The organism is Fundidesulfovibrio agrisoli (genome assembly GCF_022808715.1).
In the GTDB taxonomy this organism is placed as follows: domain Bacteria; phylum Desulfobacterota; class Desulfovibrionia; order Desulfovibrionales; family Desulfovibrionaceae; genus Fundidesulfovibrio; species Fundidesulfovibrio agrisoli.
The window spans coordinates 50,831-75,073 of record NZ_JAKZKX010000014.1; the positions used below are offsets into that span (position 1 = coordinate 50,831).

A 24,243-nucleotide genomic window follows, 5' to 3' on the forward strand; every position below is an offset into this window, starting at 1 on the left:
TTTGGACTAAATCCGTTCGGACGCCCTGAGCGTTCCCGGACGGGACGCGAAGCCGGAGGGGATTCCAAAGGGCGAAGCCCTTTGGCCGCCGGAGGCGTTTTCCATCCCCGAAGTGCATGCCAAAAGGAGGCCTCCGGCGGCCAAAGGGAGTTCCTCCCTTTGGAATCCCTTATAGGTCTGTGTGGCCGGCGGATGCGGCTCAACTGCGCTGCCCCCGGTGCCGAATGTTTATTTTGAAGCAACAAACCCGGCTCACATCCGGAACCATCACATGATGAAGAACATCAGTAGGAGCTTCCATGGCTGACGAACCGAACAAGATCATCTACTCGATGATCAAGGTTTCCAAGTTCCACGACAAGAAACCCATCCTGCAGAACATCTCGCTGTCCTACTTCTACGGCGCGAAGATCGGCGTGCTGGGCATGAACGGCTCGGGCAAGTCCACGCTGCTGAAGATCCTGGCCGGCGTGGACAAGGACTTCCAGGGCGAGACGGTGCTGGCCCCCGGCTACACCATCGGCTACCTGGAGCAGGAGCCCATGCTGGACGAGACCAAGACCGTGCGCGAGATCGTGGAGGAGGGCGTGGCCGAGACCATGGCCCTGGTCCGCGAGTTCGAGGAGATCAACGCCAAGTTCGCCGAGCCCATGGACGACGACGCCATGGACAAGCTCATCGAACGCCAGGGCGCGGTGCAGGAGAAGCTCGACGCCGCGGACGCCTGGGACATCGACTCCCGCCTGGACATGGCCATGGACGCCCTGCGCTGCCCCCCGCCCGACACCCCGGTGAAGGTCATCTCCGGCGGCGAGAAGCGCCGCGTGGCCTTGTGCCGCCTGCTGCTCAAGAAGCCCGACATCCTGCTGCTGGACGAACCCACCAACCACCTGGACGCCGAGACCGTGGCCTGGCTGGAGCACCACCTGCACACCTACCCGGGCACCATCATCGCCGTCACCCACGACCGCTACTTCCTGGACAACGTGGCGGGCTGGATCCTGGAGCTGGACCGCGGCCGGGGCATCCCCTGGAAGGGCAACTACTCCTCTTGGCTGGAGCAGAAGCAGGAGCGCCTCAAGAACGAGGAAAAAGCCGAGGACGAGCGCCGCAAGACCCTGGAGCGCGAGCTCGACTGGATCAGGATGAACCCCAAGGGCCGCCACGCCAAGAGCAAGGCCCGAATCAGCGCCTACGAGTCCCTGGCCGCGCAGGACTCCGACAAGGTCGCCAAGGATCTCGAAATCTACATCCCCGCCGGGCCGCGCCTGGGCAACAAGGTCATCGAGGCCTCCCACGTGTGCAAGGCCTTCGGCGACAACATGCTCGTGGACGACCTGGATTTCATCATCCCCCCCGGCGCCATCGTGGGCATCATCGGCCCCAACGGCGCGGGCAAGTCCACCCTGTTCCGCATGATAACCGGGAAGGAAAAGCCCGACTGCGGCGAGCTGGTGCTGGGCGATACGGTGGTCATGGCCCACGTGGACCAGTCCCGCGAGGCCCTCAAGGACGACATGACCGTCTACGACGCCATCAGCGAAGGGCAGGAGACCGTGATGCTCGGCAGGCGCGAGGTCAACGCGCGGGCCTACGTGGCGCGCTTCGGCATGACCGGCCCGGACCAGCAGAAGAAGGTCAGCCTGCTCTCCGGCGGCGAGCGCAACCGCGTGTTCCTGGCGCGCATGCTCAAGAGCGGGGCCAACGTGCTCCTGCTCGACGAACCCACCAACGACCTGGACGTGAACACCATGCGCGCCCTGGAGGACGCCCTGGTGAACTTCGCGGGCTGCGCCCTGGTCATCAGCCACGACAGGTGGTTCCTGGACCGCGTGGCCACGCACATCCTGGCCTTCGAGGGCGACAGCAAGGCCGTCTGGTTCGACGGCAACTACTCCGAGTACGAGGCGGACCGCAAAGCCCGCCTGGGCAAGGAGGCCGACCAGCCCCACCGCATCAAGTACAGGAAGTTCGCCCGGGCCTAGCGCGGGCGAATCATTGGCATATGAAAAGGCCCCCGGCCGCCAGTGTGGCGGCCGGGGGCTTATTTCATGAATAGTTTTCACCCCTATCATGTCATGTGCTTCCCTCTTCAGGAAAAGAGCCACGAAAATTCTTTGGTGGAGCAGCTTGGCTTAAAGTTCGTGGCTAGACACAATGGCGTTTGGTGCGTATTATAAAAGATCTTATATATCGCCCGACAGGAGTCAGTAGGCTGCGGTATCAGGCTGAGATTAAGGGCATCAAAGAAAGTAAAGATGAGCCTAGCTATAGCGAAGAGGGACTATGCCAAAACCAAACGTCTTTATTTCTCATCGTTGGGATAGCAACCAAAACTATTACGGCCTTACACAGAAATTTGCACAATATGGTTTCGGATTCCTTAACTATTCTGTCCCGCAGCATGACCCGGCCGATGCAACGCGGGTAGGTATAATAAAAGCCATGCTCGCTGAGCAGGTTAGGCAGTGTAACTACTTTATTATATTTGCAAATATGGCCATAAGTAACAGTAGGTGGTGCATGTTCGAGCTCGAATGTGCAGTGGGTTACAATAAACCGATTTTGAGCGTAAATCCTTTTGGCTATGCTGGGGGAACACCTTCAAGAATTGCATCTGCTGGCAACCAGGGTGGGCCTGTTGGTTTTAATGCACCATCTATTGTGCGTAAAATTTGTAGAACCCTGAGTTGGCCCATCCCGTTTTGACCCAATCCTAGTTAAAGTAAAGAAAAAGGCCGGCTTGCGCCGGCCTTCTCTTCTTCATTCTGCCTTGAAATCGCGGGGAGGCTCAGCCGTTCCCTTCCATTTCTTTCGCGGCCTTCTCCACGCCTTCCACGAAGCCCTGGCGGGCTTTCTTGATCTTCTCGGCGATCTCGGGGTCGTTCAAAGCCAGGATCTGCGCGGCCAGCCAGGCGGCGTTGCGCGCCCCGGCCTTGTCCACGGCCAGGGTGCCCACGGGGAAGCCCGGAGGCATCTGCACGGTGGAGAGCAGGGCGTCCATGCCGCCCAGGGGCGAGGCGTTCACGGGCACGCCGAGCACAGGCTTGATGGTGCGCGCGGCCACGGCCCCGGCCAGGTGCGCGGCCATGCCGGCGGCGCAGATGAACACCTGGCAGCCGTCGGCCTCCAGGTCGCGCACGAGGCTCTCGGTGCGCTCCGGAGTGCGGTGCGCGCTGGTGACGGTGTACAGGTGCGGGATGCCCAAATCGTTCAGGATGTCCGAGCAGGGCTGCATCACGTCCTTGTCGGAGATGGAGCCGATGAAGATGGCAACGGAAGTCATTGCGCGAGCCTCCTGATTCCTTTGTCGCCGATGTCGCGGCGGAAGTATGCTTTGTCGAAGTGCAGCTCGGCCACGGCCTTGTAGGCCTGGGCCTGGGCCAGGGCCAGGGTGTCGCCCAGGGCGCTGACGCCCAGAACCCTGCCGCCGGTGGTCTTGAGGGTGCCGCCCTCGAGGGCCGCCCCGGCCACGAAGACCTTGGCCCCGTCAACCTGGTCGGCCCGCTCCAGGCCGGTGATCTCCATGCCTTTGGCGTAGGAGCCGGGGTAGCCCCCGGCGGCCATGACCACGCACAGCGCGGTCTTGGGGCTCCAGCGCACCAGGGAGGGCTCGAGCTCGCCCTTGGCGCAGGCCAGCATCACGGGCACGATGTCGGATTCCAGGCGCATGAGCAGCGGCTGGCACTCGGGGTCGCCGAAGCGCACGTTGTATTCGAGCACGCCGGGGCCGTTCTCGGTCATCATCAGCCCGGCGTAGAGCACGCCCTTGAAGGGGTGGCCCTGTTCGGCCAGGGTGCGCACGATGGGCTCGATCACCAGCTTGGCCATGCGCTCCCATTCGGTGTCGGGCAGCACCGGGGCGGGGCTGTAGGCGCCCATGCCGCCGGTGTTGGGGCCGGTGTCGCCTTCGCCCACGGCCTTGTGGTCCTGGCAGGAGGGCATCGGCACTACGGTCTTGCCGTCGCAGAAGGCCAGGAAGGATGCCTCCTCGCCCACCAGGCAGTCCTCCACCACCACCTTGTCGCCTGCCGCGCCGAAGCTGCGGGCGGCCATCATGTCCTCGATGGCGTCCAGGGCCTCCTGGCGGGTCTTGGCCACCACCACGCCCTTGCCCGCGGCCAGGCCGTCGGCCTTGACCACCATGGGCAGCGGCCGGGCGGAGACATGGGCCTTGGCGGCGGCGTAGTCGGTGAAGACTTCGAAGTCGGCGGTGGGCACGCCGGAGAGGCGCATGATCTGCTTGGCGAAGGCCTTGGAGCCTTCCAACTGCGCGGAGTAGGCGTCCGGGCCGAAGCAGGGGATGCCCGCGCCGGCCAGGGCGTCGGACAGGCCCGCCACCAGGGGGGCTTCGGGTCCGGCCACCACCAGGCCGCAGGCGTTTTCCTTGGCGAAGGCCACCAGGGCGTCTATGTCGGTATCCTTGATGGGCACGTTGCGGGCCACCAGGGCGGTGCCGCCGTTGCCCGGCGCGACGAACAGCGAGGATACGAGGGGACTTTGGCTGAGTTTCCAGGCCAGGGCGTGCTCGCGGCCGCCCGAACCCACCAGCAGGACGTTCATGTTCGCTCCTTGGATTGCGGTCAGGCACGGTTAGCGCAAGTGGGCATCGAAATCAAACGGGTCATTTCCAAGAATGTACTTGTTACGAACAATTCTCATTATTACTTGACATCCATCTTCCGTAGGGTATTGAAACTAGAAAATGCCCATAGCGAGGTACTTATGCTCCAAGCTCCGGCTGTTCCTATGGATTTCGATTCCGCACTGGAACGGTTCAAGGGGATTTCCCAGGAAAAAGGGCTCCGGCTCACGCATCAGCGCCTGGAGATCCTGCGCGAGCTCGTAGCTGCCAAGGACCACCCCAGCGCGGAGACCGTGTTCGGGCGCGTCCGCAAGCGGCTGCCGACCATCTCGCTGGACACGGTGTACAGGACGCTCTCCACCTTCGACGAGGTGGGGCTTATCATGCGCGTCCCCGTCACCGGCGACCAGGGCCGTTTCGACGCGGACACCAGTCCGCATCACCACTTCGTCTGTTCGCGCTGCAAGTCGATCTACGATTTCCTCTGGGACGAGTTCGACAGTTTGGAACTCCCGGAGAATTCCAGGGCCCTTGGCCGCGTGGATGACAGGCGTGTGGTGGTTCGGGGCGTCTGCGAGAAGTGCGCCGCTGACGGGATAACGAACTGATTTAGTCGGGTTTGTTGTCCTGTCGGGAGATTTTGCCCGGTTTTTTATTAGGAAAAATTATTACAACGTAACATTACTGACTAGGAGGCGATATGTCTAATTCGGAGAAGAACCTCAAGGAAGCTTTCGCCGGTGAGTCCCAGGCGAACCGCAAATACCTCGCTTTCGCCAAGCAGGCCGACAAGGAAGGCCTGCACCAGGTGGCTAAGCTGTTCCGCGCCGCCGCCGAGGCCGAGACCGTTCACGCCCACACCCACCTGCAGGTGCTCAAGGGCGTCGGCAGCACCGCCGACAACCTCAAGGCCGCCGTCGAGGGCGAGACCTTCGAGTTCGAGAGCATGTACCCCAAGATGATCGAGCAGGCCATCGCCGAGGGCAACAAACAGGCCGAGCGCGCCTTCCGCTACGCCAACGAGGTGGAGAAAATCCACGCCGCCCTGTACCAGAAGGCCCTGGCCGACCCCGCCGGGCTCAAGGAGACCGAGTACTACATCTGCGCCGTGTGCGGCTACACCTGTGAAGAACACGCCCCGGACAAGTGTCCCGTGTGCAACGCCGCGGCCAAGGCCTTCTACACCGTCGGCTAACCCGTACCCGGAACGCCAGGAGGTTTCGATGGACAAGTGGGAATGCCCTTGCGGCTACGTGTACGACCCTGAAGAGGGCGACTTCGAGCACAACGTGAAACCCGATACCCCCTGGGAGGATCTCCCGGAGGACTGGGTCTGCCCCAAGTGCCTCGCGGAGAAGGAATTCTTCGAGAAGGTGGAGTAGGGAGCGGCCCTTGAAAACGAAGCCCCCGGTTTCCGGGGGCTTTTTTGTTGCCGAAGCGCCCTGTGACCTCGACGGAGTGGGCGATATGGGCTATGTATGGCGTACAGTGCCACCTTTACCGCTGGAGATCCGCCATGATGAAGAAGACGGCGATTTTCGAGGGCGCCAGGTTCACGGACCTCACCTTCCACAGCGCGCTCATCCACGATTCGGAATTCTTCAAGATCATCAACTTCAACTTCAAGGCCGGGCAGTCCATGCCCATCCACTCCCACGAGATCGAGGGGCAGCTCTCCATCGTGGTGCTTTCGGGCGAGGGGGAGTTCCTCTCCGAGGACGACTCCATCCCGGCCAAGACCGGCGACATCCTGGTGTCCGACATCAGCGAGCCCCACGGCATCCACGCCATTACGGACATGCGCGTGCTGGTGACCATCGCGCCGCCTATCTGATCTTCGGGCCGGAAAGACGCTGCCGCAAGGCCGCATGGTGCGCTCCGGTATGTGGGCACGGGTGCTTTGCGGCCCGGCCCGCCATGCCCGCCCGGGGGGAGCCCCCTTCGGGACGGGGGCGGCCGGAAGCCTTGACGACGGGGAGCATGACCCAGGGATATCCGGCCTGAACGGATCGATCTCCTCTCCTGCCATGCGGCCGCCACCTCGGTTTCTCAGGGAGATATCCCGCCAGCGCGGACGGTTGTCGCCGGGCGGAAGCCCGCCTGCGCCCGGCGCATGGCCGTAGTTGCTTTTTTTTGCCGGAGGGCTTAGGAAAACCTTCTTTTTATGCTGAAATGCGGCATTCCCGCTGCTAGATCAAGGAGCGCTCCATGACCCGCAAGGACCGGACCGAAGGCATCTACTCCCGCCGGGAGGTGCTGGATGAATCCGAACGTCGCCAATATTACCAGATCCAGCTCAAGGATCTGCTGAGCTACGCATACCGCTACTCCGAGGACGTCAAGAAGCGCTTCGACCGCGCCCAGTTCCAGGTGGGCAAGTTCAAGCAGCTCACCGACCTCAAGCACATCCCCATCCTCAAGAAGAAGGAACTCATCTTCCTGCAGTCCATGGGGCCGCGCCTGGGCGGGCTGCTCACCAAGGACCTGGGCGACCTGCGCCGCGTGTTCCTCTCCCCCGGGCCAATCTTCGACCCCGAAGACCGCGAGGACGACTACTGGGGTTGGACCGAGGGCTTCTACGCCACCGGCTTCCGCTCCGGCGACGTGGTCCAGGTGGCCTTCAACTACCACCTGACCCCGGCCGGCCTGATGTTCGAGGAGCCCCTGCGCAACCTCGGCTGCGCCGTGATGCCCGCCGGCCCCGGCAACTCCGCCACTCAGCTCGAGATCATGCAGAAGCTGCGCGTCACCGGCTATGTGGGCACGCCCAGCTACCTGATGCACCTGGCCCAGAAGGGCGAGGAGTCGGGCATGAACCTCCGCAAGGATCTCTTCCTGGAGGTGGCCTTCGTCACGGGCGAGAAGTTCTCCGAGAAGATGCGCGCCAACCTGGAGAAGAAGTTCGACCTCATCATGCGCCAGGGCTACGGCACGGCGGACGTGGGCTGCATCGGCTACGAGTGCTTCCAGAAGAACGGCCTGCACATCGCCAACCGCGCCTTCGTGGAGATCTGCCACCCCGACACCGGCATCCCCCTCAAGGACGGCGAGGTGGGCGAGATCGTGGTCACGGCCTTCAACAAGACCTATCCCCTGATCCGCCTTGCCACCGGCGACCTCTCCTACATCGACCGCGCCCCGTGCTCCTGCGGGCGCACCTCGCCGCGCCTGGGCAACATCGTGGGCCGCGTGGACACCACCGCCCGCATCAAGGGCATGTTCGTGTACCCGCACCAGGTGGAGCAGGTCATCTCCCGCTTCGAGGAGATCAAGCGCTGGCAGATCGAGGTCACCAACCCCGGCGGCATCGACGAGATGACGCTGCTCATCGAGGCCAGCAACTTCAAGCGCGACGACGAGTTGCTGCACATGTTCCGCGAGAAGATCAAGCTGCGCCCCGAACTCAAGGTGCTGGCGCCGGGCACGCTGCCCGCGCAGATCCGGCCCATCGAGGACAAGCGCAAGTGGGATTAGCCCGAAACCTCACGCTGGCCGCCCTCTGGGCGGCCATGCTTTTTTCGCCCATGGGCTGCAAGCGCTACAGCGATGTGTCGCCTGAAACGGCCGCCGCGCCGGCCGCCTTCGAGCCTGGCCAGTTCCTGGACGCCCAGGGCGCGCCCCTGAGCTCCGGGGAACTGGGGGAGAAGGCCGCCGCCTCTGCCTATGTGCTCGTCGGCGAGAGCCACCCCTATCCCTGCGACCATCTGGCCCAGGCCCGCGTGCTCGAGGCCATGAGCCGGGCCGGAACGCCGCCCGTGGTGGGGCTGGAGATGGTCAGCCTGGACCGCCAGGACGTGCTGGACCGCTTCAACGCCGGGGAGATCGGCGTTGACGGCCTGCCCGAAGCCCTGGACTGGGACAAGACCTGGGGCCACCCCTTCGAAGCCTACCGCCCCCTGTTCGATGCGGCCAGGAGCCTGGGCCTGCCGCTCTACGCCCTGAACGCCCCGCGCGACGTGGTCCGCAAGGCGGGCAAGGTGGGGCTCAAGGGTTTGAGCGCCGAAGAACGCCAAGGGCTCCCCGCCAAAATCATCCCCGTTTCCGAGGCCCAGAAGGCGGAGCTGCGCGAGATTTTCAACGCCCACCCCTTCGGCAAGCCCAAGGACGCCAGGGCCGCCTGGAAGAGCTTCCTGACCGTGCAGGCCCTCTGGGACACCACCATGGCCCAGCGCGCCACCCAGGCCCGCCGCATCTGGGACAGGCCCGTGGCCATCATGGCCGGGGGCGGGCATGTGGAGCGGGGCTGGGGCATCGCCGCCCGGCTCGCCGTGTTGGACCCCGCCGGGCCGAGGCTTCTGGTCATGCCCTGGCGGGGCGGCGGGCAGCCCGACCCCGCAGAGGCCCAAGTGTTCGCCTACTGCCCGGAGCCGCCCCGGCGACCGCGCATCGGCGTGGCCCTGGAGAGCGTCGATGGCGGGCTTTCGGTCACCGCGGTGGACCCGGGCTCCAAGGCCGAGGCCGCCGGAGTGCGCCCGGGCGACCTGCTGCTCAAGGCCCAGGGCGAGCGCCTCGCCACCGTCAAGGATCTGCACGCCGCGGCCATGCGCGCCCTGGAGCAGGGCGGCACCCTGGTGCTCGAGATCGGGCGGGACGGCGGCAGCGTGGAGATCGACATCCCCCTCGTCCAGCCCCAGCCGGGCCAGCAGCCGGGCCAGCAGCCGAACGGGCAGCCGGACGGGCCCCAGGATCAGCAGCAGGCCCAGCCTAACGCGCCGGGGTCCTGATGCCCGAACTTCCCGAGGTTGAAACCATCGCCAGGGGGCTCGACCCCCTGCTGCGCGGCGCCGTGCTGGAGGGGCTCACCGTGCTGGACCGCCGGGCCTTTCCCGGCGACGGCAAGGCCTTCCTGCGCGAGCTTGGGGGCAGGCGCATCGAGGCCGTCTCCCGCCGGGGCAAGCTCTGCCTCCTTGAGATGGAGGGCGGCGGGCGAATCGCCTTCCACCTGCGCATGACCGGGCGGCTCTACGTGCCGGAGCCCGGAACCCCGCACGAACGGCACCTGCGCCTCATCCTGCATCTGGCGGACGGGCGCGCCCTGCACTTCTCCGACACGCGGCGCTTCGGCACCTGCCACGGGTTCGGGCCGGGCGGCATCGAGAAGTGGGACTTCTACGCATCCCTGGGCCCCGAGCCCCTGACCCTCACAGACGAAGGCTTCGATGCGGCCCTGGGCGGGAGCAAAGGCAACATCAAGGCCTTGCTGCTGAACCAGCACGTCGTGGCGGGCATCGGCAACATCTACGCGGACGAGGCCCTGTTCCTGGCCGGGATCAGGCCCCAGGCCCGGGCGGACCTGCTGGATGCCCCCAGGCGCAAGGCCCTGCTGGCCGCCCTCAAGGACGTCCTCTCCCGCGCCATCGCGGCCGGGGGCAGCACCATCAGGGACTACCGCACCGCCCACGGCGTGGAGGGAGCCTTCCAGTGGGATTTCAAGGTGTACGGCCGCGCCGGGCAGCCCTGCGCCGTCTGCGGAGCCAAACTCGAAGGCGACCGCGTGGCCGGGCGCGCCACAGTTTTCTGCCCCGTCTGCCAGCTCTGATTTGCCGTTACATGAATTATTCTTCACAATTGGATTCATCAGGGATGCTTGCCCAGGCCTGCCTAAGGGGCTAGTGTCCGGCCTGCGGCACGAAGCCGCGGCAACCAATTGGATAGCGGACGTACCAATGCGCCGAATCAACTGCATATTCATTACACTCATCATCATGGTCCTGGCCTGCGGCGTCACCGGAGTCTCGGCTAAGAACGACCCGAACACCGCCGCCACCAAATCCGGCAGCAAGGCCTCGACATCCGGGGCGAAGCCGGCGGACAAGGCTTCCTCGAAGGATTCCAAGGCTGGAGCCAAGCCCTCCCCCAAGGACGCGAAGGCCCCCGCGAAAGCCGCCTCGAAGGACGGCAAGAGCTCCTCGAAGGACTCTAAGAACTCTGCGAAGGATGCCAAGTCCTCCGGCTCCAAGAGTTCCAAGGGCCACGACACCGGCAAGTCCAAGTCCGGCAAGTCCAAGAAGGAGTCCAAGCGGCACAAGCATCCGGCGGTGGTGCAGTCCAACGCCGAGGCCGTGCGTAACGCCGAGGAGGCCATGCGCACCACGGATGGCAAGGCCCCCGCGGCAGCCGCTGCGGCGGCCACTGCGGCAGCCTCCGGGCAGCAGGCCCAGCAGGCCTCAGGCCCCGCGCAGGACGCCTACGAGAAGGGCATGGAGCTTGGCCGCCAGAACAACTACGCCCAGGCCGTGGACAAGTTCGACGCCGCAATCAAGCTTGACCCCAAGAACGCCAGTTATTACGCCGGGCGCGGGCACGCCAACTTCATGCTCAACAATCTGGACAAGGCCCTGGACGACTACAACAAGTGCATCGCCATCAACTCGCAGGATACCCTGGCGATGATGATGCGCGGCCACACCTATTACAAGATGGGCTCCTTCTCCAAGGCCATCGACGAATACGACAGGGCCATCAAGCTGGGTTACACCGACGCCGAGGTATACAAGGGGCGCGGGGCTGCTTATCTGAAGCTCAACCAGCCCGTCAAAATGTGCCCGGACCTCAAGACGGCCTGCGAGAAGGGCGACTGCGAAATGTGGGAAAACGCCAGAAAAAGCGGCGTCTGTTCGGAATAGCCTGCCAAAGCCAGGAGTGACGGTTCAGGCGCGGGCTGTTCTCGCGCCTTTTTTCTTCCCCGGCCGGGCCCGGGGGTGCGCCGCAGGGGCCGGGCCCGGAAGGGACGGCGGCTGCGGCCGGGAAGGGTAACAACGTGAGTGTTTACGTATTCTGGGGGGTGGTCATCCTGCTCTGCTTCTACCTGGGGGCCAGGCTGACGTTCCAGACCCGGGAAAAGAAGAAGAGCATGCTCGGCATCAACTTCGAGAAGGCCAAACAGCGGGAGGCCAAGAAGCGGGCCTGAGCCGCGCCTGCGCCCTCTCTTTGCCCGGCCTCGGCCACCTCGGACGACAACGCGGCGACCCGCCCGGGCCGCCGCTTTTTTATTCATCCGAATTAGGCAGGCAGGCCTCCGGCCCAACGCGATGTTGACCCAACCCCCGCCGTGGGCTAGGCGAGGCGGGATACGAAACACCCAACCCCCCGGAGTGACAGCAGCAATGACCGGCGCCTTCGCGAACACGGCGGATATCGTCCTGGCCTCGGCTTCACCCAGACGCAAGGAGCTGCTGGCCTCGACAGGCGTCGACTTCGACGTGGTTGTCTCCGCCGTGGAGGAGCCCGCGCCGGACGAAGGGGAGACCCCTGGCGGCTACGCCCTGCGGCTGGCCTGCCTCAAGGCGCGCGACGTGGCCCGGAACAGGCCGGGCGCATTCGTGCTGGGCGCCGACACCGTGGTTGCCGTGGGGGAGCACATCCTGGGCAAGCCAGTGGACAAGGACGACGCCGCGCGCATGATCGGCCTGCTCGCCGGGCGCGAGCACACCGTGGTCACGGCCTGCTGCCTGCTTGGCCCCGACGGCGAGGCCGTCTGGGCCGAACCCGTGAGCACCCTGGTGCGCTTCGGCCCGCTCACGCCCCAGACCATCGCCTCCTACGCGGCCACGGGCGAATCCCTGGACAAGGCCGGGGGCTACGCCATCCAAGGGCTGGGCGGGTTCATGATCGAATCCATCGACGGGTCCTACTCCAACGTGGTGGGCCTGCCCCTGTCCGAGACGGTGCACGCCCTGGCCCTGGCCGGGGCCATCTGCCCGCGCCGCACCTGCGGCCAGGACTGATCCCCGCCGCATGAGCGCCGATCCGTCCTCCGCCGCCCGCCTGTCGCCCCCGGAGGGGCTTTCCGGTCTGGTGCAGGCCCTGGCCTTCAACGCCTGCCTGATCGCGGCGCTGGCCACCGTCGCCCTCTCGATCTACGGCAAGGACCGCTTCTGGCCTCCCCTCAAGGGCGACGGCGTGGGCTACTACGCCTATCTGCCCTCGCTGCTGCTGGATCGCGATCCGGCAATGCGCGCCTTCACCTCCAGGCTGGACCCCCAGCGCCTCGAGGAGTACGGCCTGCTGCCCAATCCCGCCGGAAACGGCCATTACACCAAGTACCCCCTGGGCACGGCCCTGCTCATGCTGCCCGGCTTCCTGGCCGCGAGCCTGCTGGCCTGGTTGGGCGGCAGGCCCCTGGACGGCCTGAGCGCCCCCTACATGCACATGCTCATCTGGTCCGCCGCGCTCTACGCCTGGGCGGGCATGAACCTGCTCTTCGCGGCGCTCAGGCGGCGCTACGGCCCCGTGGCGGCCTTCACAGCCTGTCTGGCCTGCCTGCTGGGCACCAACTTCCTGTTCTACGCCGCCTATTTCGTGAGCATGTCCCACGTGTATTCGTTCTTTCTGGTGGCGCTGCTGCTCTGGCTGCTCACCTGCAAGGGCGCGGCGTCGCTGCCGGCCATCGGCCTGACCCTGGGGCTCGCGGCCGTGACCAGGCCCACCAACATCACGGTGGCCATCCTGCTCGCGCCAATGCTCTGGGGCCAGTTCGGCCAGGTGCTGCGCCGGCCGGGCAGGCTGGCGCTGGCCGCCGCGCTGTCCGCGGCCCCGGTCATCCTGCAGATGGCCTACTGGAAGCTGGCCTGCGGCTCCTTCCTGTTCTACTCCTACAGCCACGAAACCTTCGACTTCCTGCACCCCCACCTGGCGGAGGTGCTCTGGAGCCTGCATCGGGGCCTGTTCGTGTTCAGCCCGGTGCTGGCCTTCGCCCTGCTGGGCCACCTGCTGGGCCTCAGGCGCGACGCCTTCTTCTGCGCCTGCTGCCTGGCCCTGTTCGCGTGCAACGCATGGATCATCGCCTCCTGGCACGACTGGACCTACGGCTACGCCTTCGGCATGCGCCCGTTCGTGGAGTTCCTGCCCGTGTTCGCGGCGGGCATCGCCGCCTTCGTGCAGGCCGTGGCCGCCACGCAGTGGCTCTACCTGAGCCTCTTCATCATGGCGGCCATGTGCTACTACACCCTGTCGCTTATGATCGTGGGCATCTACGACATCCTGAACCTGCACGGCTTCACCCTGATCGACTTCCTGCTCACCTTCATCCAGATATGGTATTGGCGCTGAGCCCCCACCCCGCCAGCCCCACCAGCCCCGAGGAGAGAACACCATGAGCTTCACCGAACGCACCGCCTTCGCCTTCGCCTCCCTCGGCCCTTTGGGCCGCATGCCTGCCTCGGGCACTGTGGGCTCCCTGGCGGCCATGCTCGCCGCGCCCTGGCTGTTCCTGGACGCCTCCTTCGCGGCCAGGCTGTGCATCCTGGCCCTGGTGTTCCTTGGCGGCGGCCTGGCCTGCGACGTGGTCGAGCGCGTCACCTGCCGCAAGGACCCCGGCCTCTGCATCATCGACGAGGTGCTCGGGCAGTGGCTCGCCTACCTGTGCTTCCCGGCTTTGAGCGTGCGTCAGCTGGTGCTGGGCTTCGTACTGTTCCGCATCTTCGACATCGCCAAGCCCTGGCCGGTGCGGGCCTCGGAAAGCTGGCTCCCCGGCGGCTTCGGCGTGATGCTCGACGACGCCCTGGCCGGTGTGTATGCCGCCATGTGCCTCGGGGTTCTGGTCCGGCTGGGCGTTTGAAAACACCGTGAACAGATTTTAACAGTTTTTTTTGCCTTCCCGGCCGGGTGCCCCGCCTGGCCGGTCCCGCCTCGTCATCATGCGAGGCCGCCCTCAATTTCCCCCACGATAATAGTCTGTTGCCAGCCAAATGCGGCTTCGGCGCATCGGCTTGCACCCCACCTCCCGCGAGTCAATCTGACCCACTTCAAAAATGTAGGACTTACCCTTTTGTCATGCCTGTGTCCTTATGACTCTTATGCCAGAGGTGGCATAAATTGACAGAATAATTAAACTTTATGTAGCTGCGCCCTTAGATGAGCTGTTCCTTCTTCCCCGTTGCGGAACCAGGAGCAGACCCGGTTCCTCAACGAGAAACCCCATAAAACCGGAGGGAAGCCGCATGTCCCGTCTTCTGCGTATCGACACCAGCAAACAGACCTACTCCTTTGATCCCATGGGCGCCTACGAAGGCCTCGGCGGCCGCGCGCTCAGCTCGCGCCTTGTCAGCCGCGAGGTTCCGCCCACCTGCCACCCCCTGGGCGCGAAGAACAAGCTGGTTCTGGCCACCGGCATGGTCACCGGCCGTCCGGCCGGCTCCTCGGGCCGCCTCTCCGTGGGCGCCAAGTCCCCCCTGACCGGGGGCATCAAGGAATCCAACGTGGGCGGTTCCTTCGCACAGCGTTTGGCCCGGCTGGATCTGATGGGCGTGGTGCTCGAGGGCAAGCCCGAAGCGGGCTCCGCCCCGGTGACCATCATCATCGGCAAGAACGACGTGACCTTCGAGGACGCCTCCGACCTGCGCTACCTGGGCACCTATGAAACCGTGAAGCGCCTGATGGCCAAACACGGCGAGAAGGCCTCCGTGCTGTGCGTCGGGCCCGCGGGCGACACCTGCCGCCAGAACGCCTCTATCCAGGTCGCCGACCCCAACGGGCGTCCGGCCCGCGCCGCCGGTCGTGGCGGCATGGGCGCCGTCATGGGCTCCAAGGGCGTCAAGGCCGTGGTGATCGTCGAATCCGGCTCGAGCCCCGCCATCGCCGACAAGGACGCCTTCAAGGCCGCGGCCAAGCGCTGGGTCGAGATCATCAAGGGCCACCCCGTCACCGCCGAAGCCCTGCCCAACCTGGGCACCGCCGTGCTTGTGAACATCCTCAACGAGGCGGGCGGCCTGCCCACCAAGAACTTCCGCTCCGGCCGCTTCGACAACGCGGGCGACATCAGCGGCGAGAAGATCGCCGAGCTCATCAAGGCGCGCGGCGGCGAAGTGAAGGAAGGCTGCCACGCGGGCTGCATCATCCAGTGCTCCCAGGCCTTCCACGACAAGGAAGGCAAGTACCTCACCAGCGGCTTCGAATATGAGACCGTCTGGGGCTTCGGCTCCAACATCCTGGTGAAGGACATCGACGACATCGCCATGCTCGACCGTCTCTGCGACGACCTGGGCCTGGACACCATCGAGACCGCCAACGCCATGGCTATGGCCATGGAAGCCGGGCTGGTGGCCTGGGGCGACGGCAAGGGCGCCATCGAGCTGCTCAAGAGCGTCTACGATCCCAAGAGCCCCATGGGCCGCATCATCGGCGGCGGCACCAACTACGTGGCCCAGGCCTACGGCATCGACCGCGTGCCCGTGGTCAAGAACCAGGCCATGCCCGCCTACGACCCGCGCGCCGTCAAGGGCGTGGGCATCACCTACGCCACCACCCCCATGGGCGCCGACCACACCGCCGGCTACTCCGTGGCCCAGAACATCCTGGGCGTGGGCGGCAACGTCAACCCGCTGACCAAGGACGGCCAGGTCGAGCTCTCCAAGGCCCTGCAGATCGCCACGGCGGCCATCGACGCCAGCGGCTTCTGCCTGTTCGTGGCCTTCGCCGTGCTGGACACCCCCGACGGCGTGGAGTGCATGTCCAACATGATCCAGGCCGCCTACGGCAAGCCCTTCACCGCGGACGACTTCATCAACCTGGGCAAGTCCATCCTGAAGGACGAGTTCGCCTTCAACGCGGCCGCGGGCTTCACTGCCGCCCACGACCAGCTGCCCGAGTTCATGTCCGAGACCCTGCCTCCCCACAACGTCACCTGGGACTTCACCACCGAGGAGATGCAGGCCGTCAAGGCTGTCTAAGCCAATCCTTTACTCCTGGGGCGCCCAACGTGTAGGGTGCCCCAGGAGCCCCAATCACAACCGGGCGGGCCAAGGCCCGCCCACCACGAACGCCATGCCCATAACAGTGAACTGCTTCGCCACCCTGGCCCAGTATTCGCCCCCCGGCGGGCAGATGGACATCGCCCCCGGCATGACCACGGGCAAGCTGGTGGACCTGCTCGGCATCCCCCGCGACGGCGTGAAGATCCTCTTCGTCAACGGCCTGCGCGTCGACCTGGACGCCCCCCTCAAGGACGGCGACCGCGTGGGCATGTTCCCGGCCGTGGCCGGAGGATGAACACCGACCCTGGCCGGACCCTGGACGATCTGGCCGAATCAGCCTCCATGCCGGACGGCAGCCCCGTCCGCACCATTTCCCCCCGCGCCGTGCGCAGCGCCGCCCACCTGCTGGGCCTCAGCCTGCGCGAGACCGAGATCCTGGCCCTGGAGCGGGAGATAATCCCCGCGCGCTACCTCCGCAATTTCAACTCCCTGGACTGCCCCTCGCAAGCCGCGCTGCTGCGCACCCGCGTGGCCCTGGTGGGCCTTGGCGGCCTTGGCGGCCCCCTGCTGGAAGGGCTGGCCCGCCTTGGGTTCGGCATGGTGCGCGCCGCCGACCACGACGTGTTCGAGCCCTCCAACCTCAACCGCCAGCTTCTGGCCACCGGGGCGACCCTTGGCTTGCCCAAGGCCCGCGCCGCGGCCCAGCGCGTTGAGGACGTGAACCCCGCCGTGGAGCTCAACGTGCGCCAGCTCTTCGTGGACGAGGCCGGGTTCGCCGAGTTCTTCCAGGACGCGGACATCGCCCTGGACGCCCTGGGCGGCATGGCCAGCCGCCCGGCGGCCCTGCGCGGCGCGGCGCTGGCCGGGGTGCCGATGGTGACGGCCAGCGTGGCCGGCTGGACGGCCATGGCCGCCACCGTGCTGCCCGGCTGCCCCGGCCCGGCGGACCTGTTCTGCCCCGGCGGGGACACGGGTGGGCTCTGCGCCGAGGATCATCTGGGGTGTCTGGCCCCGGCCATCAACGTGGCCGTGGGGCTGGTGTTGGCCGAGGCCGTGAGGCTGGCCCTGGGGCGGGAGCCGCAGCTCGGCGGACCGCACGGGCGCATGGTGGCCGTGGACCTGGGCACCATGAGCTGGGACCGGTTCAGCCTGGGGTAAGAGCTGGAGAGGTGAGGGGAGGAGGAGCCTCCGGCGGCCAGGGGCGCTGCCCCTGAACCCCGCCAGAGGGAGTTCCTCCCTCTGGACTCCCATTGAGCTTCGCATTGTTCCCAGCCAATATGTCCCGGCTTGATGCCGCAGCCCCCTCAGGACGGCTCTCCCTCAAAGTGAAAGGTTGCCGCGCAGGAGCATCGGCAACCTATGATGACGTGAAGCTATACAGGATTCCAAAGGAACGAAGTTCCTTTGGCGGGAGAGTCCAGAGAGGGCAGCGCCCTCTCTGGCCGCCGGAGGCTTTTCTCTTCTACGAATAAAAAGCCCGGCCCGTTCAACCGCAAGCGCCGCGCTGATTGTTAAGTCTCAAGGGCGCTAGGCGGCGGGGCCGAGCAGGGCGGCCTTGAGGGCCTCGTCCAGGGTGGGGTGGGGGAAGATGAACTCCTCGCACTGCTTGTGGGTCCAGCCCTGGGAGACGAGCACCGTGCCCAGCGTGGCCAGGGAGGCCACGCCGTGGCCCACGGCGGTCACGCCCACGAGCCTGCCTTCGCCCCACACGCACTTGACCAGCCCGCCCGTGGCCCCGTGGGCCTGGGCGATGGGGTTGGCCACCATCTGCGAACGGGAGACCTTCACGTCCATGCCTTCCTCGCGGGCCTGGGCCTCCATGACGCCCACGCGCATGGTCTCGGGCGCGCCATACATGCAGCCGGGGATGGGGCCTGGCTCATACGCTCCGGCGACCTCGCCGGCGAAGTGGCGCACGGCCCATTCGCCCTGGCTGGAGGCGGCGTGGGCCAGCAGGGTGCGGCCGTTGACGTCGCCCACGCAGTAGACCGTGGGCGAGGCCATGAGCTGCTCGTCGGTGTGCACCCAGCCCGCGCCCTTGACCTCGGCCCCGAGCATCTCAAGCATCAGGTTGCGGGAGTTGGGCAGGCGCCCCACGGCCAGCAGGCACTTGTCCGCGCCGAACTCGCGGCCGTCCTCCAGCACCAGGCGGGCGCGGCCGTCGGCGTTCTCCAGCGCGGCGATGCGCACGCCGGTGTGGATGTCCCAGCCCATGCGCTTGAAGGACTGGTGCAGCGCCTTGGAGACCTCTTCGTCCTCCGACGGGGCGATGCGCGGCGCGGCCTCGACCAGGGTGACGGCCGACCCCGCGCGGGAGAAGAACTGGGCCAGCTCCAGCCCGATGAAGCCAGCGCCCACCACCAGCAGTGTCTTGGGGACCTCGCGCAGGCTCAGGATGTCGCCGGAATTGAGGATGGCGTCGTGGTCGGCCTTGAGGCCGGGGTGCGCGGCCGGGCGGCTGCCCGTGGCCAGGATGCAGCGCTTGTATTCGAAGACCTGGGGCTCGTCCCCCACGGTGACCACCGACTTCACCGCGCCGATCATCTTCAGCTCGCCGCGCACCAGCTCAACGCCGGACTTTTCCAGGGCGGCGGCCATGGCCTTGCGCGTGGCCTCCAGGTGGCGCTTCTTGCGGTCCACCAGGGCGGGCAGGTCGAGCTGGATCTGCCCGGAGGCGGTCTTCATTTTGACCTGGCCTTCCAGTTCGGCCAGGGGCGCAACCGCGCCCAGCAGGAACTTGGTCGGAATGCAGCCCCAGTTCAGGCAGGAGCCGCCCAGATGTTCCTTTTCCACCAGCGTGGTCTTGATGCCGCGCTTGGCGGCGGCCATGGCCGCGTCGTAGCCTGCGGGTCCGCCCCCGACGATGAAGAGATCTGATGGCATGGTGTTCACAGGGTAAGGGTGTACGAAATCCGGATGTTGCCGTCCGATGGTGGTAGATTGAAGGCGCCGTACAGGGCAAGAAAAATTATGGAGTCGGGCGTAACGGTTATGCGTCTCATACCAGCACGTCCAGGCCTTTCGAACCGGCTGTGAGCTCGCGCAGCATGATGTCGGGCTCTAGCCGAACGATCAGGAACTGCCGCTCAAGGCCCAGGGCGGCGTCCTGGCTGATGGCGGCCAGCAGGCGGTGCCCGTCGATCTCCACCCAGGCCAGGCCCGGCTCCTCCCAGGCCACCACGGTGCCGCGCACCTTCTGCCCGGCCCGGTGCGCCATGCGGAAGCGGCGGGAGCGCTGGGAGTCCTGGCGGTTGCCGCCGGAACCGAAGGAAGTCCCCTGGCCCTGGATGCGCATGGTCGGTTTGCCTCGCGATGAGAGCTACTTGGCCTGGGAGATGATGAGCGCCACCTCGTCCGGGCTGAGGCCCGTGGCCTTGGCCAGGGCCTTGGGCGTCTGGCCCTTCTTGTGGCCGGAGAGCACCACCTGGCGCAGGAAGTCCGGGGAGCGGGTCATGTCCTCGGCAGTCTTGACCAGGGCGGAGAGTTCGCGGGCGCGGGCGTCGAGCTTGTCCTCCAGCCGGATGAGCTCCTTCTGGCGCGCCTCGAAGGATTCGAGCAGCTCCTGCTCCAGCCGGGCGCTGCGCTCCAGCTTGCCCATCAGCTCGCCGTGGTTGGCCTGCAGCGCGGAGAGCGAATCCTCGGAGCGGCGCAGCCTGGCGAAAAAGCCCACCACAAGGATGAGCAGCACGAGCTCGCTGCCGGTGAGGGCGAGCAGAATCCATTCCTGAAAAGACACGTTCACACCTTCTTGTCGAGCAGATGCCCGATCCAGGGCGACGAGGACGGGGGCGCATCCTCCCCCTCGTCGGGGTGACGCTGGCGGCGGGGCTGCTGCTGGTGCTGGGCGGACTGGCGGGATGAGTCCTCGTCCTTCACCATCACGGCGGATTCCTGCTTTTCGACCTTCTGGACCTGATGCTGCTGGTCCTTCTGGATCTGCAGGGCCATCTGCTGGGCGAAGACCTGCTGCACCTCCGGGTGGGCCAGCTGGGCGGCGGCCATGCCCTGGAGGTTGGGCATTTGCACGATGGGAGCCGTGATGTTGATGTCCGCCATCATTTCACCAGCAATTCGTCGAACAGCACCTGGTCGATCTGTCCGGAGTTGAGGTAGTTGTTCACCACCCCGCGCAGCTCTTCCCGGATCTTCTCCACCTCGTCCTTGTCGGTCAGATTGTTGAAAGTCTTGTTCTTCAGGTTGTAGTACAGGCCGTCCCTTATGGGGAACGACTTGAGCTGCAACTCGGGCGCAATGGGGCTGTCCTGCTTGTACACCAGCTTGAGCTTGATGTTGACTACCCTGCTCACGCCCTTGGCGTCCACCTTTTCCACCACGAAGGGGGCCAGCTCCAGAAAGACGTCCGGCGGCGGAGGCGGCGGCGGCGGAGGCGGAGGCGGAGCGGGCTCCTCCACCGGCGGGGGCGGCGGCGGAGGCGGCGGGGGCTCGGGCGGCGTGCGCAGGAAGAACCACCACACGGCGGCCCCTGCCACCAGCAACAGGGCCGCACCGCCGATAAGCACGAGCTTCTTCTTCCAGAAGGGCAGCTTGAGGGGCTCGTCGAGCTCCTGGGGCGGCGGTGCTGTGGGAATCTCGGGGAGGGGGGCGGCCTCCTCCGGTTCGTCTTCGAGGAAGGGGGCGTCGTCGAGGTCCAGCTCGACCTTCTGCTGGGCGCGCGGCGAGCCTGCGGAAAGTTCGGTGTCGTCGAGCCTGGCCTTGGCCTGGTCGGAGGCGGCCGGGTCCAGCACTCCGTCGCGGGGGCCGCCCGGGGGGGCGGTGTCGTCGGGGGGCGGCGGCGCGGCCATGTGTGATCCGTGCGGGGGGTGAAATGGCGGGGCGCGAGGCCCCGCCGGTGTTTACTTGTCGAAGATCTTCTCGATCTTCTGGCCGAGGGTCTCGGCAGTGAACGGCTTGACGATGTAGTTGGAGACCTTGGCCTGCACGGCCTCGATGATGTTCTCCTGCTGGGCTTCGGCCGTGACCATCAGGAAGGGCATGGCGGCGAACTCTTCGCTGGCGCGCACCTTGCGCAGCAGTTCGATGCCGGGCATCTTGGGCATGTTCCAGTCCGAGATGACGAAATCGATGCGGTCCTTGTTGAGAATCTCCCATGCGGTGGTGCCGTCGTCGGCCTCGATGATGTTGGTGAAGCCCAACTGGCGCAGGATGTTCTTGATGATGCGGCGCATGGTGGAGAAATCGTCCACCACGAGCACTCGCATGTCTTTGTTCACGGCCATGACGGTCTCCTTTTGGCATGTCCCGCCGGCGGCGGGGAGGCTACGAAACGTGTCGCCGGGTCTGGCTGCCGCTTCCCGCTAGGCGTCCACGATACCGAACTGCGCGTGGAACTTGTTGCGCAGCTTGGCCAGGGCCTGGGAATGCAACTGGGAAACACGGCCTTCGGTGATGCCCATGACTTCGCTGGTCTCACGCATGTTGAGCTCTTCCACGTAATACAGTGAGAGCACAAGCTGTTCCCGTGGCGTCAGTTCATCAATAAGCAGCGCCAGTTTGTCAATGATTTCTTTGAGAGCCGCCGATTTGTAGGGCTCGTTGTCGATCTGCTGCTGCTTGAACGAGGTCAAATTCTCGGTGATGGCGTCCAGGCTCAGGCAGAGCTGGCTCTGCATGGCCTCCATGGCCTGGGTCACTTCCTTGACGGAGAGGCCCGTGACGCCGGAAAGCTGTTCCGGGGTGGGCGTGGCGTCGGACACCGCCTCCAGCTTGCGGATGGCCTCGTCGATGACGCGCACCCGGTGGCGCTGGCCCCGGCTGAACCAGTCGAGCTTGCGCAGTTCGTCGAGCATGGCGCCCTTGATGCGCGACTCGGCGAACGTCTCGAACTTGATGCCCATCTCCGGCTTGAAGCGGCCCAAGGCCTCCATGAGCCCGAGCGCCCCGGCGCTGAGCAGCTCCCCCAGCTCCACGCTGGGGGGCAGCTTGGCCTTGAGCCGCAACGCCAGGAGCTTGATCTTGGGGGAGTAGTGCCTGACGATGTCCTGCCGATCCGCCTGGGCAAAGTCCTGCCAAGACTTGGCTCCGGCTTCGAAGCTAAGCCACGGGCTGCTCTTGGAAGAGGAGCTTTTTCCAGAAGAACTTGATGTTTCCATCGAGTTGCGCGTCGACGTCCCAGCTTGTAATTTTGCGGGCAATCGCCCCCACCTTCAGGCTTGCAGGCGCTTCCGGGGCCATGTGACAAAATGGCGTTTGGCGGATGACCGCCTGCCGCACTGTGGTATCATGCGGTATAAAGTCTACAAAATCCAGAGAAATTCCATCGAGGAAGTGGTCGCAGGCCGCGTAGAGCTTGCTGAAAACCTGTTTGGCCGCCTTTTCGCTTTGCGCCATGTTCACCACCACGCGGAAGCGGTTCACCGCATGGTTCATGTGCATGACCTTGATGAGGGCGTAGGCGTCCGTGAGGGACGTGGGCTCCGTGGTGAGCACCAGCAGGCGCTCGCGCGCGGCCAGGTTGAAGTAGAGCACGTTGTCGTTGATGCCCGCGCCGGTATCCACGATGAGGTAATCGATCCTGTCCTCGAGGTAGTCCATGGCCTCCAGGAGTTCCAGCTTCTGCCCGGTGGAGAGCGAGAGCATCTCCGCCACGCCGGAGGATGCGGGCAGGATGTGGAAGCCGTAGGGCGTCTTGTAGAGCACCTTCTTGAGGCTCACGCCCTGGTGGAACAGGTGGAAGAGGTTGAGCTCCGGGGCCAGGCCCAGCACCACGTCCACGTTGGCCAGGCCGAGGTCGGCGTCGAGGAGGACCACGCGCTTGTCCAGCTTGGCCAGGCACAGGGCCAGGTTCACGGAAATGTTGGTTTTGCCGACGCCCCCCTTGCCGGAGGTGACGGAGAAGACAAGGGGCGGATTTTTCGAGTGCATGCGCTGGGTTCCGTTTACGCGGCCTGTTCCACGGTTTGCGACGCCGGGGCTTGAGCCCCAGGCATCTGGTGGGAGAAGACGATCTTCCACATCGCCTGGGAGGCGGCTTCGGCCATGGTCCCCGTAAGGCCTGGTCCGAAGCAGAAGGCCGAGGCGGGCAGTTCCGTCATGCGGCCCACGTTGATCAGGCTTCCAAAAGTACCGGCTTCGTCCAATTTCGTCCAGACCACGCTTTGCAGCGCATTGCAACGATATTGTTCCCAGACCCGGGCGTAATGCGCGGGGCTGAAGTGGGGCGGCAGGGCCAGGTGGGCGGCCACGTCGTCGCGGGCTTCCATGTTGCGGGCGCGCAGCCAGGCGTCGAGGGTCTGGCCCTGGGGCAGGGCGGGCAGGTCCACGTAGATGGCGTCGAAATTTCTGCAGGCGATGAGGATGCGGTCGAAATCCTCGGGGTCGGCGGCGTCGGCGAACTGGATGCCGGAGAGCTCGGCAGAGCGCTTCAGGGGGGATTTGCCGCCCGCGGTGCGCTCGTCGCAGTTGACGATGCCGATGCGCCAGTTGGGGTGCGCCTGCCTGGCGGCCAGGGCCATGCGCAAGAGGACGCTGGTCTTGCCCGCGCCGGAAGGCCCGGCCATGAGCTGGAACTTCTGCTTGAACTCGCCGTAGGGCTTCACCTGGGCCACCCGGCCCAGCTCCGCCAGCAGGGAGGGGTTCTGCGCGCCCTTGAGCTTGAGGAACAGCCCGGTGAGCACCGGCTCCTCCACCTCTTCGCGCTCCAGGTGCTGCATGGCCATCTTGAGCCTGGGGGGCAGGGCGTCCAGGTCCAGGTGGGGCTTGAGCAGGGCGCTCAGGTGGCCCTTGATCTCGCACCACTCCTTCTCCCAGCCGCCGCGCGGGGCGCGGGCCGCCTGGGGGAGCTGGTCGTCCTCGGCTGCCGGTTTGGGGGCCTCCAGGTCCTGGTCCACCGCGGCCATGATCTCGCAGTAGGACATGCCGTTCTCGCGGCGGGTCTGGTTGGAGAGGATGACCGCCTCGGGGCCCAGTTCCTTCTTGATCTGGGTCATGACCAGCGCCGCGCTCGTA

The 24,243-nt window shown here is 65.7% G+C and carries 28 protein-coding genes; 17 read left to right on the forward strand and 11 right to left on the reverse strand.

The window, feature by feature from the left end:
* Window positions 1–299 precede the first annotated feature (299 nt).
* Window positions 300–1,985 (forward strand): energy-dependent translational throttle protein EttA, encoded by a 1,686-nt coding sequence (gene ettA, locus MLE27_RS11430; RefSeq protein WP_243312206.1) that lies wholly within the window; start codon window positions 300–302, stop codon window positions 1,983–1,985.
* 301 nt (window positions 1,986–2,286) lie between these two features.
* Entirely contained in the window at window positions 2,287–2,709 is a 423-nt protein-coding gene (locus tag MLE27_RS18265) for a TIR domain-containing protein (RefSeq protein WP_423747980.1), read from the forward strand.
* A gap of 82 nt (window positions 2,710–2,791) precedes the next feature.
* Here MLE27_RS18265 and purE read toward each other — a convergent pair whose 3' ends face one another.
* Entirely contained in the window at window positions 2,792–3,286 is a 495-nt protein-coding gene (gene purE / locus MLE27_RS11435; protein ID WP_243312207.1) for a 5-(carboxyamino)imidazole ribonucleotide mutase, read from the reverse strand.
* A complete protein-coding gene (gene purD / locus MLE27_RS11440) occupies window positions 3,283–4,563 on the reverse strand; it encodes a phosphoribosylamine--glycine ligase (RefSeq protein ID WP_243312208.1) in 1,281 nt (426 codons plus the stop codon). Before purD ends, purE begins: the two co-directional genes overlap by 4 nt.
* Window positions 4,564–4,749: 186 nt before the next feature.
* On the opposite strand from purD, the gene MLE27_RS11445 reads away from it, so the two are divergent.
* The 15 genes from MLE27_RS11445 to MLE27_RS11515 all read left to right on the forward strand — a co-directional run bounded on the left by MLE27_RS11445 (window position 4,750) and on the right by MLE27_RS11515 (window position 17,436).
* Entirely contained in the window at window positions 4,750–5,193 is a 444-nt protein-coding gene (locus tag MLE27_RS11445; RefSeq protein ID WP_243312209.1) for a Fur family transcriptional regulator, read from the forward strand.
* 92 nt (window positions 5,194–5,285) lie between these two features.
* Window positions 5,286–5,780 carry a rubrerythrin family protein gene (locus tag MLE27_RS11450; protein ID WP_243312210.1) on the forward strand — a complete coding sequence of 165 codons (495 nt, stop codon included), beginning with the start codon at window positions 5,286–5,288 and terminating at the stop codon, window positions 5,778–5,780.
* Between the two features lie 28 nt (window positions 5,781–5,808).
* The gene (locus tag MLE27_RS11455; protein ID WP_243312211.1) at window positions 5,809–5,967 is read left to right on the forward strand and encodes a rubredoxin; all 159 of its coding nucleotides are present in this window, start codon (window positions 5,809–5,811) and stop codon (window positions 5,965–5,967) included.
* A 137-nt stretch (window positions 5,968–6,104) separates the two neighbouring features.
* Window positions 6,105–6,419 carry a cupin domain-containing protein gene (locus tag MLE27_RS11460; protein WP_243312248.1) on the forward strand — a complete coding sequence of 105 codons (315 nt, stop codon included), beginning with the start codon at window positions 6,105–6,107 and terminating at the stop codon, window positions 6,417–6,419.
* Window positions 6,420–6,793: 374 nt separating this feature from the next.
* Complete coding sequence (locus MLE27_RS11465) at window positions 6,794–8,059, forward strand: phenylacetate--CoA ligase family protein (RefSeq protein ID WP_243312212.1); 1,266 nt, start codon at window positions 6,794–6,796, stop codon at window positions 8,057–8,059.
* On the forward strand, window positions 8,050–9,309 hold the full coding sequence (locus MLE27_RS11470) for a ChaN family lipoprotein (protein WP_243312213.1): 1,260 nt from the start codon (window positions 8,050–8,052) through the stop codon (window positions 9,307–9,309). The genes MLE27_RS11465 and MLE27_RS11470 overlap by 10 nt, the downstream gene beginning before the upstream one ends.
* On the forward strand, window positions 9,309–10,124 hold the full coding sequence (gene mutM, locus MLE27_RS11475) for a bifunctional DNA-formamidopyrimidine glycosylase/DNA-(apurinic or apyrimidinic site) lyase (protein ID WP_243312214.1): 816 nt from the start codon (window positions 9,309–9,311) through the stop codon (window positions 10,122–10,124). Before MLE27_RS11470 ends, mutM begins: the two co-directional genes overlap by 1 nt.
* Before the next feature lie 127 nt (window positions 10,125–10,251).
* Window positions 10,252–11,211: a tetratricopeptide repeat protein gene (locus MLE27_RS11480; RefSeq protein WP_243312215.1), complete on the forward strand. Its 960-nt coding sequence runs from the start codon at window positions 10,252–10,254 to the stop codon at window positions 11,209–11,211.
* A gap of 134 nt (window positions 11,212–11,345) precedes the next feature.
* Window positions 11,346–11,495, forward strand: a complete 150-nt coding sequence (locus tag MLE27_RS11485; protein WP_243312216.1) for a hypothetical protein — start codon at window positions 11,346–11,348, stop codon at window positions 11,493–11,495.
* A gap of 196 nt (window positions 11,496–11,691) precedes the next feature.
* Entirely contained in the window at window positions 11,692–12,312 is a 621-nt protein-coding gene (locus MLE27_RS11490) for a Maf family protein (protein ID WP_243312217.1), read from the forward strand.
* Window positions 12,313–12,322: 10 nt separating this feature from the next.
* Entirely contained in the window at window positions 12,323–13,636 is a 1,314-nt protein-coding gene (locus tag MLE27_RS11495; protein ID WP_243312218.1) for a hypothetical protein, read from the forward strand.
* 43 nt (window positions 13,637–13,679) lie between these two features.
* A complete protein-coding gene (locus MLE27_RS11500; protein WP_243312219.1) occupies window positions 13,680–14,144 on the forward strand; it encodes a phosphatidylglycerophosphatase A family protein in 465 nt (154 codons plus the stop codon).
* Between the two features lie 382 nt (window positions 14,145–14,526).
* Window positions 14,527–16,254 (forward strand): aldehyde ferredoxin oxidoreductase C-terminal domain-containing protein, encoded by a 1,728-nt coding sequence (locus MLE27_RS11505; protein ID WP_243312220.1) that lies wholly within the window; start codon window positions 14,527–14,529, stop codon window positions 16,252–16,254.
* A 94-nt stretch (window positions 16,255–16,348) separates the two neighbouring features.
* Complete coding sequence (locus tag MLE27_RS11510) at window positions 16,349–16,573, forward strand: MoaD/ThiS family protein (protein WP_243312221.1); 225 nt, start codon at window positions 16,349–16,351, stop codon at window positions 16,571–16,573.
* Window positions 16,570–17,436, forward strand: a complete 867-nt coding sequence (locus MLE27_RS11515) for a ThiF family adenylyltransferase (RefSeq protein WP_243312222.1) — start codon at window positions 16,570–16,572, stop codon at window positions 17,434–17,436. Before MLE27_RS11510 ends, MLE27_RS11515 begins: the two co-directional genes overlap by 4 nt.
* A 369-nt stretch (window positions 17,437–17,805) precedes the next feature.
* Here MLE27_RS11515 and MLE27_RS11520 read toward each other — a convergent pair whose 3' ends face one another.
* The 9 genes from MLE27_RS11520 to MLE27_RS11560 all read right to left on the reverse strand — a co-directional run bounded on the left by MLE27_RS11520 (window position 17,806) and on the right by MLE27_RS11560 (window position 24,224).
* Complete coding sequence (locus MLE27_RS11520) at window positions 17,806–19,161, reverse strand: dihydrolipoyl dehydrogenase family protein (protein ID WP_243312223.1); 1,356 nt, start codon at window positions 19,159–19,161, stop codon at window positions 17,806–17,808.
* A 115-nt stretch (window positions 19,162–19,276) separates the two neighbouring features.
* The gene (locus tag MLE27_RS11525; RefSeq protein WP_243312224.1) at window positions 19,277–19,573 is read right to left on the reverse strand and encodes a hypothetical protein; all 297 of its coding nucleotides are present in this window, start codon (window positions 19,571–19,573) and stop codon (window positions 19,277–19,279) included.
* A 24-nt stretch (window positions 19,574–19,597) separates the two neighbouring features.
* Window positions 19,598–20,014, reverse strand: a complete 417-nt coding sequence (locus MLE27_RS11530; RefSeq protein ID WP_243312225.1) for a hypothetical protein — start codon at window positions 20,012–20,014, stop codon at window positions 19,598–19,600.
* Window positions 20,015–20,016: 2 nt separating this feature from the next.
* Window positions 20,017–20,334, reverse strand: a complete 318-nt coding sequence (locus tag MLE27_RS11535) for a hypothetical protein (RefSeq protein ID WP_243312226.1) — start codon at window positions 20,332–20,334, stop codon at window positions 20,017–20,019.
* Entirely contained in the window at window positions 20,334–21,080 is a 747-nt protein-coding gene (locus MLE27_RS11540; RefSeq protein ID WP_243312227.1) for a flagellar basal body-associated FliL family protein, read from the reverse strand. Before MLE27_RS11540 ends, MLE27_RS11535 begins: the two co-directional genes overlap by 1 nt.
* 51 nt (window positions 21,081–21,131) lie before the next feature.
* The gene (locus tag MLE27_RS11545; RefSeq protein WP_243312228.1) at window positions 21,132–21,515 is read right to left on the reverse strand and encodes a chemotaxis response regulator CheY; all 384 of its coding nucleotides are present in this window, start codon (window positions 21,513–21,515) and stop codon (window positions 21,132–21,134) included.
* Window positions 21,516–21,593: 78 nt separating this feature from the next.
* Window positions 21,594–22,388: a FliA/WhiG family RNA polymerase sigma factor gene (locus MLE27_RS11550; protein ID WP_243312229.1), complete on the reverse strand. Its 795-nt coding sequence runs from the start codon at window positions 22,386–22,388 to the stop codon at window positions 21,594–21,596.
* Window positions 22,330–23,160: a MinD/ParA family protein gene (locus MLE27_RS11555; protein WP_243312230.1), complete on the reverse strand. Its 831-nt coding sequence runs from the start codon at window positions 23,158–23,160 to the stop codon at window positions 22,330–22,332. The genes MLE27_RS11550 and MLE27_RS11555 overlap by 59 nt, the downstream gene beginning before the upstream one ends.
* A gap of 14 nt (window positions 23,161–23,174) precedes the next feature.
* Window positions 23,175–24,224, reverse strand: a complete 1,050-nt coding sequence (locus MLE27_RS11560; RefSeq protein WP_243312231.1) for a flagellar biosynthesis protein FlhF — start codon at window positions 24,222–24,224, stop codon at window positions 23,175–23,177.
* Window positions 24,225–24,243 lie beyond the last annotated feature (19 nt).

Coding starts and splice junctions, on each gene's coding strand:
- ettA (WP_243312206.1), top strand. CDS start 300: ATGGCTGACGAACCGAACAAGATCATCTACTCGATGATCAAGGTTTCC.
- MLE27_RS18265 (WP_423747980.1), top strand. CDS start 2,287: ATGCCAAAACCAAACGTCTTTATTTCTCATCGTTGGGATAGCAACCAA.
- purE (WP_243312207.1), bottom strand. CDS start 3,286: ATGACTTCCGTTGCCATCTTCATCGGCTCCATCTCCGACAAGGACGTG.
- purD (WP_243312208.1), bottom strand. CDS start 4,563: ATGAACGTCCTGCTGGTGGGTTCGGGCGGCCGCGAGCACGCCCTGGCC.
- MLE27_RS11445 (WP_243312209.1), top strand. CDS start 4,750: ATGGATTTCGATTCCGCACTGGAACGGTTCAAGGGGATTTCCCAGGAA.
- MLE27_RS11450 (WP_243312210.1), top strand. CDS start 5,286: ATGTCTAATTCGGAGAAGAACCTCAAGGAAGCTTTCGCCGGTGAGTCC.
- MLE27_RS11455 (WP_243312211.1), top strand. CDS start 5,809: ATGGACAAGTGGGAATGCCCTTGCGGCTACGTGTACGACCCTGAAGAG.
- MLE27_RS11460 (WP_243312248.1), top strand. CDS start 6,105: ATGAAGAAGACGGCGATTTTCGAGGGCGCCAGGTTCACGGACCTCACC.
- MLE27_RS11465 (WP_243312212.1), top strand. CDS start 6,794: ATGACCCGCAAGGACCGGACCGAAGGCATCTACTCCCGCCGGGAGGTG.
- mutM (WP_243312214.1), top strand. CDS start 9,309: ATGCCCGAACTTCCCGAGGTTGAAACCATCGCCAGGGGGCTCGACCCC.
- MLE27_RS11480 (WP_243312215.1), top strand. CDS start 10,252: ATGCGCCGAATCAACTGCATATTCATTACACTCATCATCATGGTCCTG.
- MLE27_RS11490 (WP_243312217.1), top strand. CDS start 11,692: ATGACCGGCGCCTTCGCGAACACGGCGGATATCGTCCTGGCCTCGGCT.
- MLE27_RS11495 (WP_243312218.1), top strand. CDS start 12,323: ATGAGCGCCGATCCGTCCTCCGCCGCCCGCCTGTCGCCCCCGGAGGGG.
- MLE27_RS11500 (WP_243312219.1), top strand. CDS start 13,680: ATGAGCTTCACCGAACGCACCGCCTTCGCCTTCGCCTCCCTCGGCCCT.
- MLE27_RS11505 (WP_243312220.1), top strand. CDS start 14,527: ATGTCCCGTCTTCTGCGTATCGACACCAGCAAACAGACCTACTCCTTT.
- MLE27_RS11510 (WP_243312221.1), top strand. CDS start 16,349: ATGCCCATAACAGTGAACTGCTTCGCCACCCTGGCCCAGTATTCGCCC.
- MLE27_RS11515 (WP_243312222.1), top strand. CDS start 16,570: ATGAACACCGACCCTGGCCGGACCCTGGACGATCTGGCCGAATCAGCC.
- MLE27_RS11520 (WP_243312223.1), bottom strand. CDS start 19,161: ATGCCATCAGATCTCTTCATCGTCGGGGGCGGACCCGCAGGCTACGAC.
- MLE27_RS11525 (WP_243312224.1), bottom strand. CDS start 19,573: ATGCGCATCCAGGGCCAGGGGACTTCCTTCGGTTCCGGCGGCAACCGC.
- MLE27_RS11535 (WP_243312226.1), bottom strand. CDS start 20,334: ATGGCGGACATCAACATCACGGCTCCCATCGTGCAAATGCCCAACCTC.
- MLE27_RS11540 (WP_243312227.1), bottom strand. CDS start 21,080: ATGGCCGCGCCGCCGCCCCCCGACGACACCGCCCCCCCGGGCGGCCCC.
- MLE27_RS11545 (WP_243312228.1), bottom strand. CDS start 21,515: ATGGCCGTGAACAAAGACATGCGAGTGCTCGTGGTGGACGATTTCTCC.
- MLE27_RS11550 (WP_243312229.1), bottom strand. CDS start 22,388: ATGGAAACATCAAGTTCTTCTGGAAAAAGCTCCTCTTCCAAGAGCAGC.
- MLE27_RS11555 (WP_243312230.1), bottom strand. CDS start 23,160: ATGCACTCGAAAAATCCGCCCCTTGTCTTCTCCGTCACCTCCGGCAAG.
- MLE27_RS11560 (WP_243312231.1), bottom strand. CDS start 24,224: ATGACCCAGATCAAGAAGGAACTGGGCCCCGAGGCGGTCATCCTCTCC.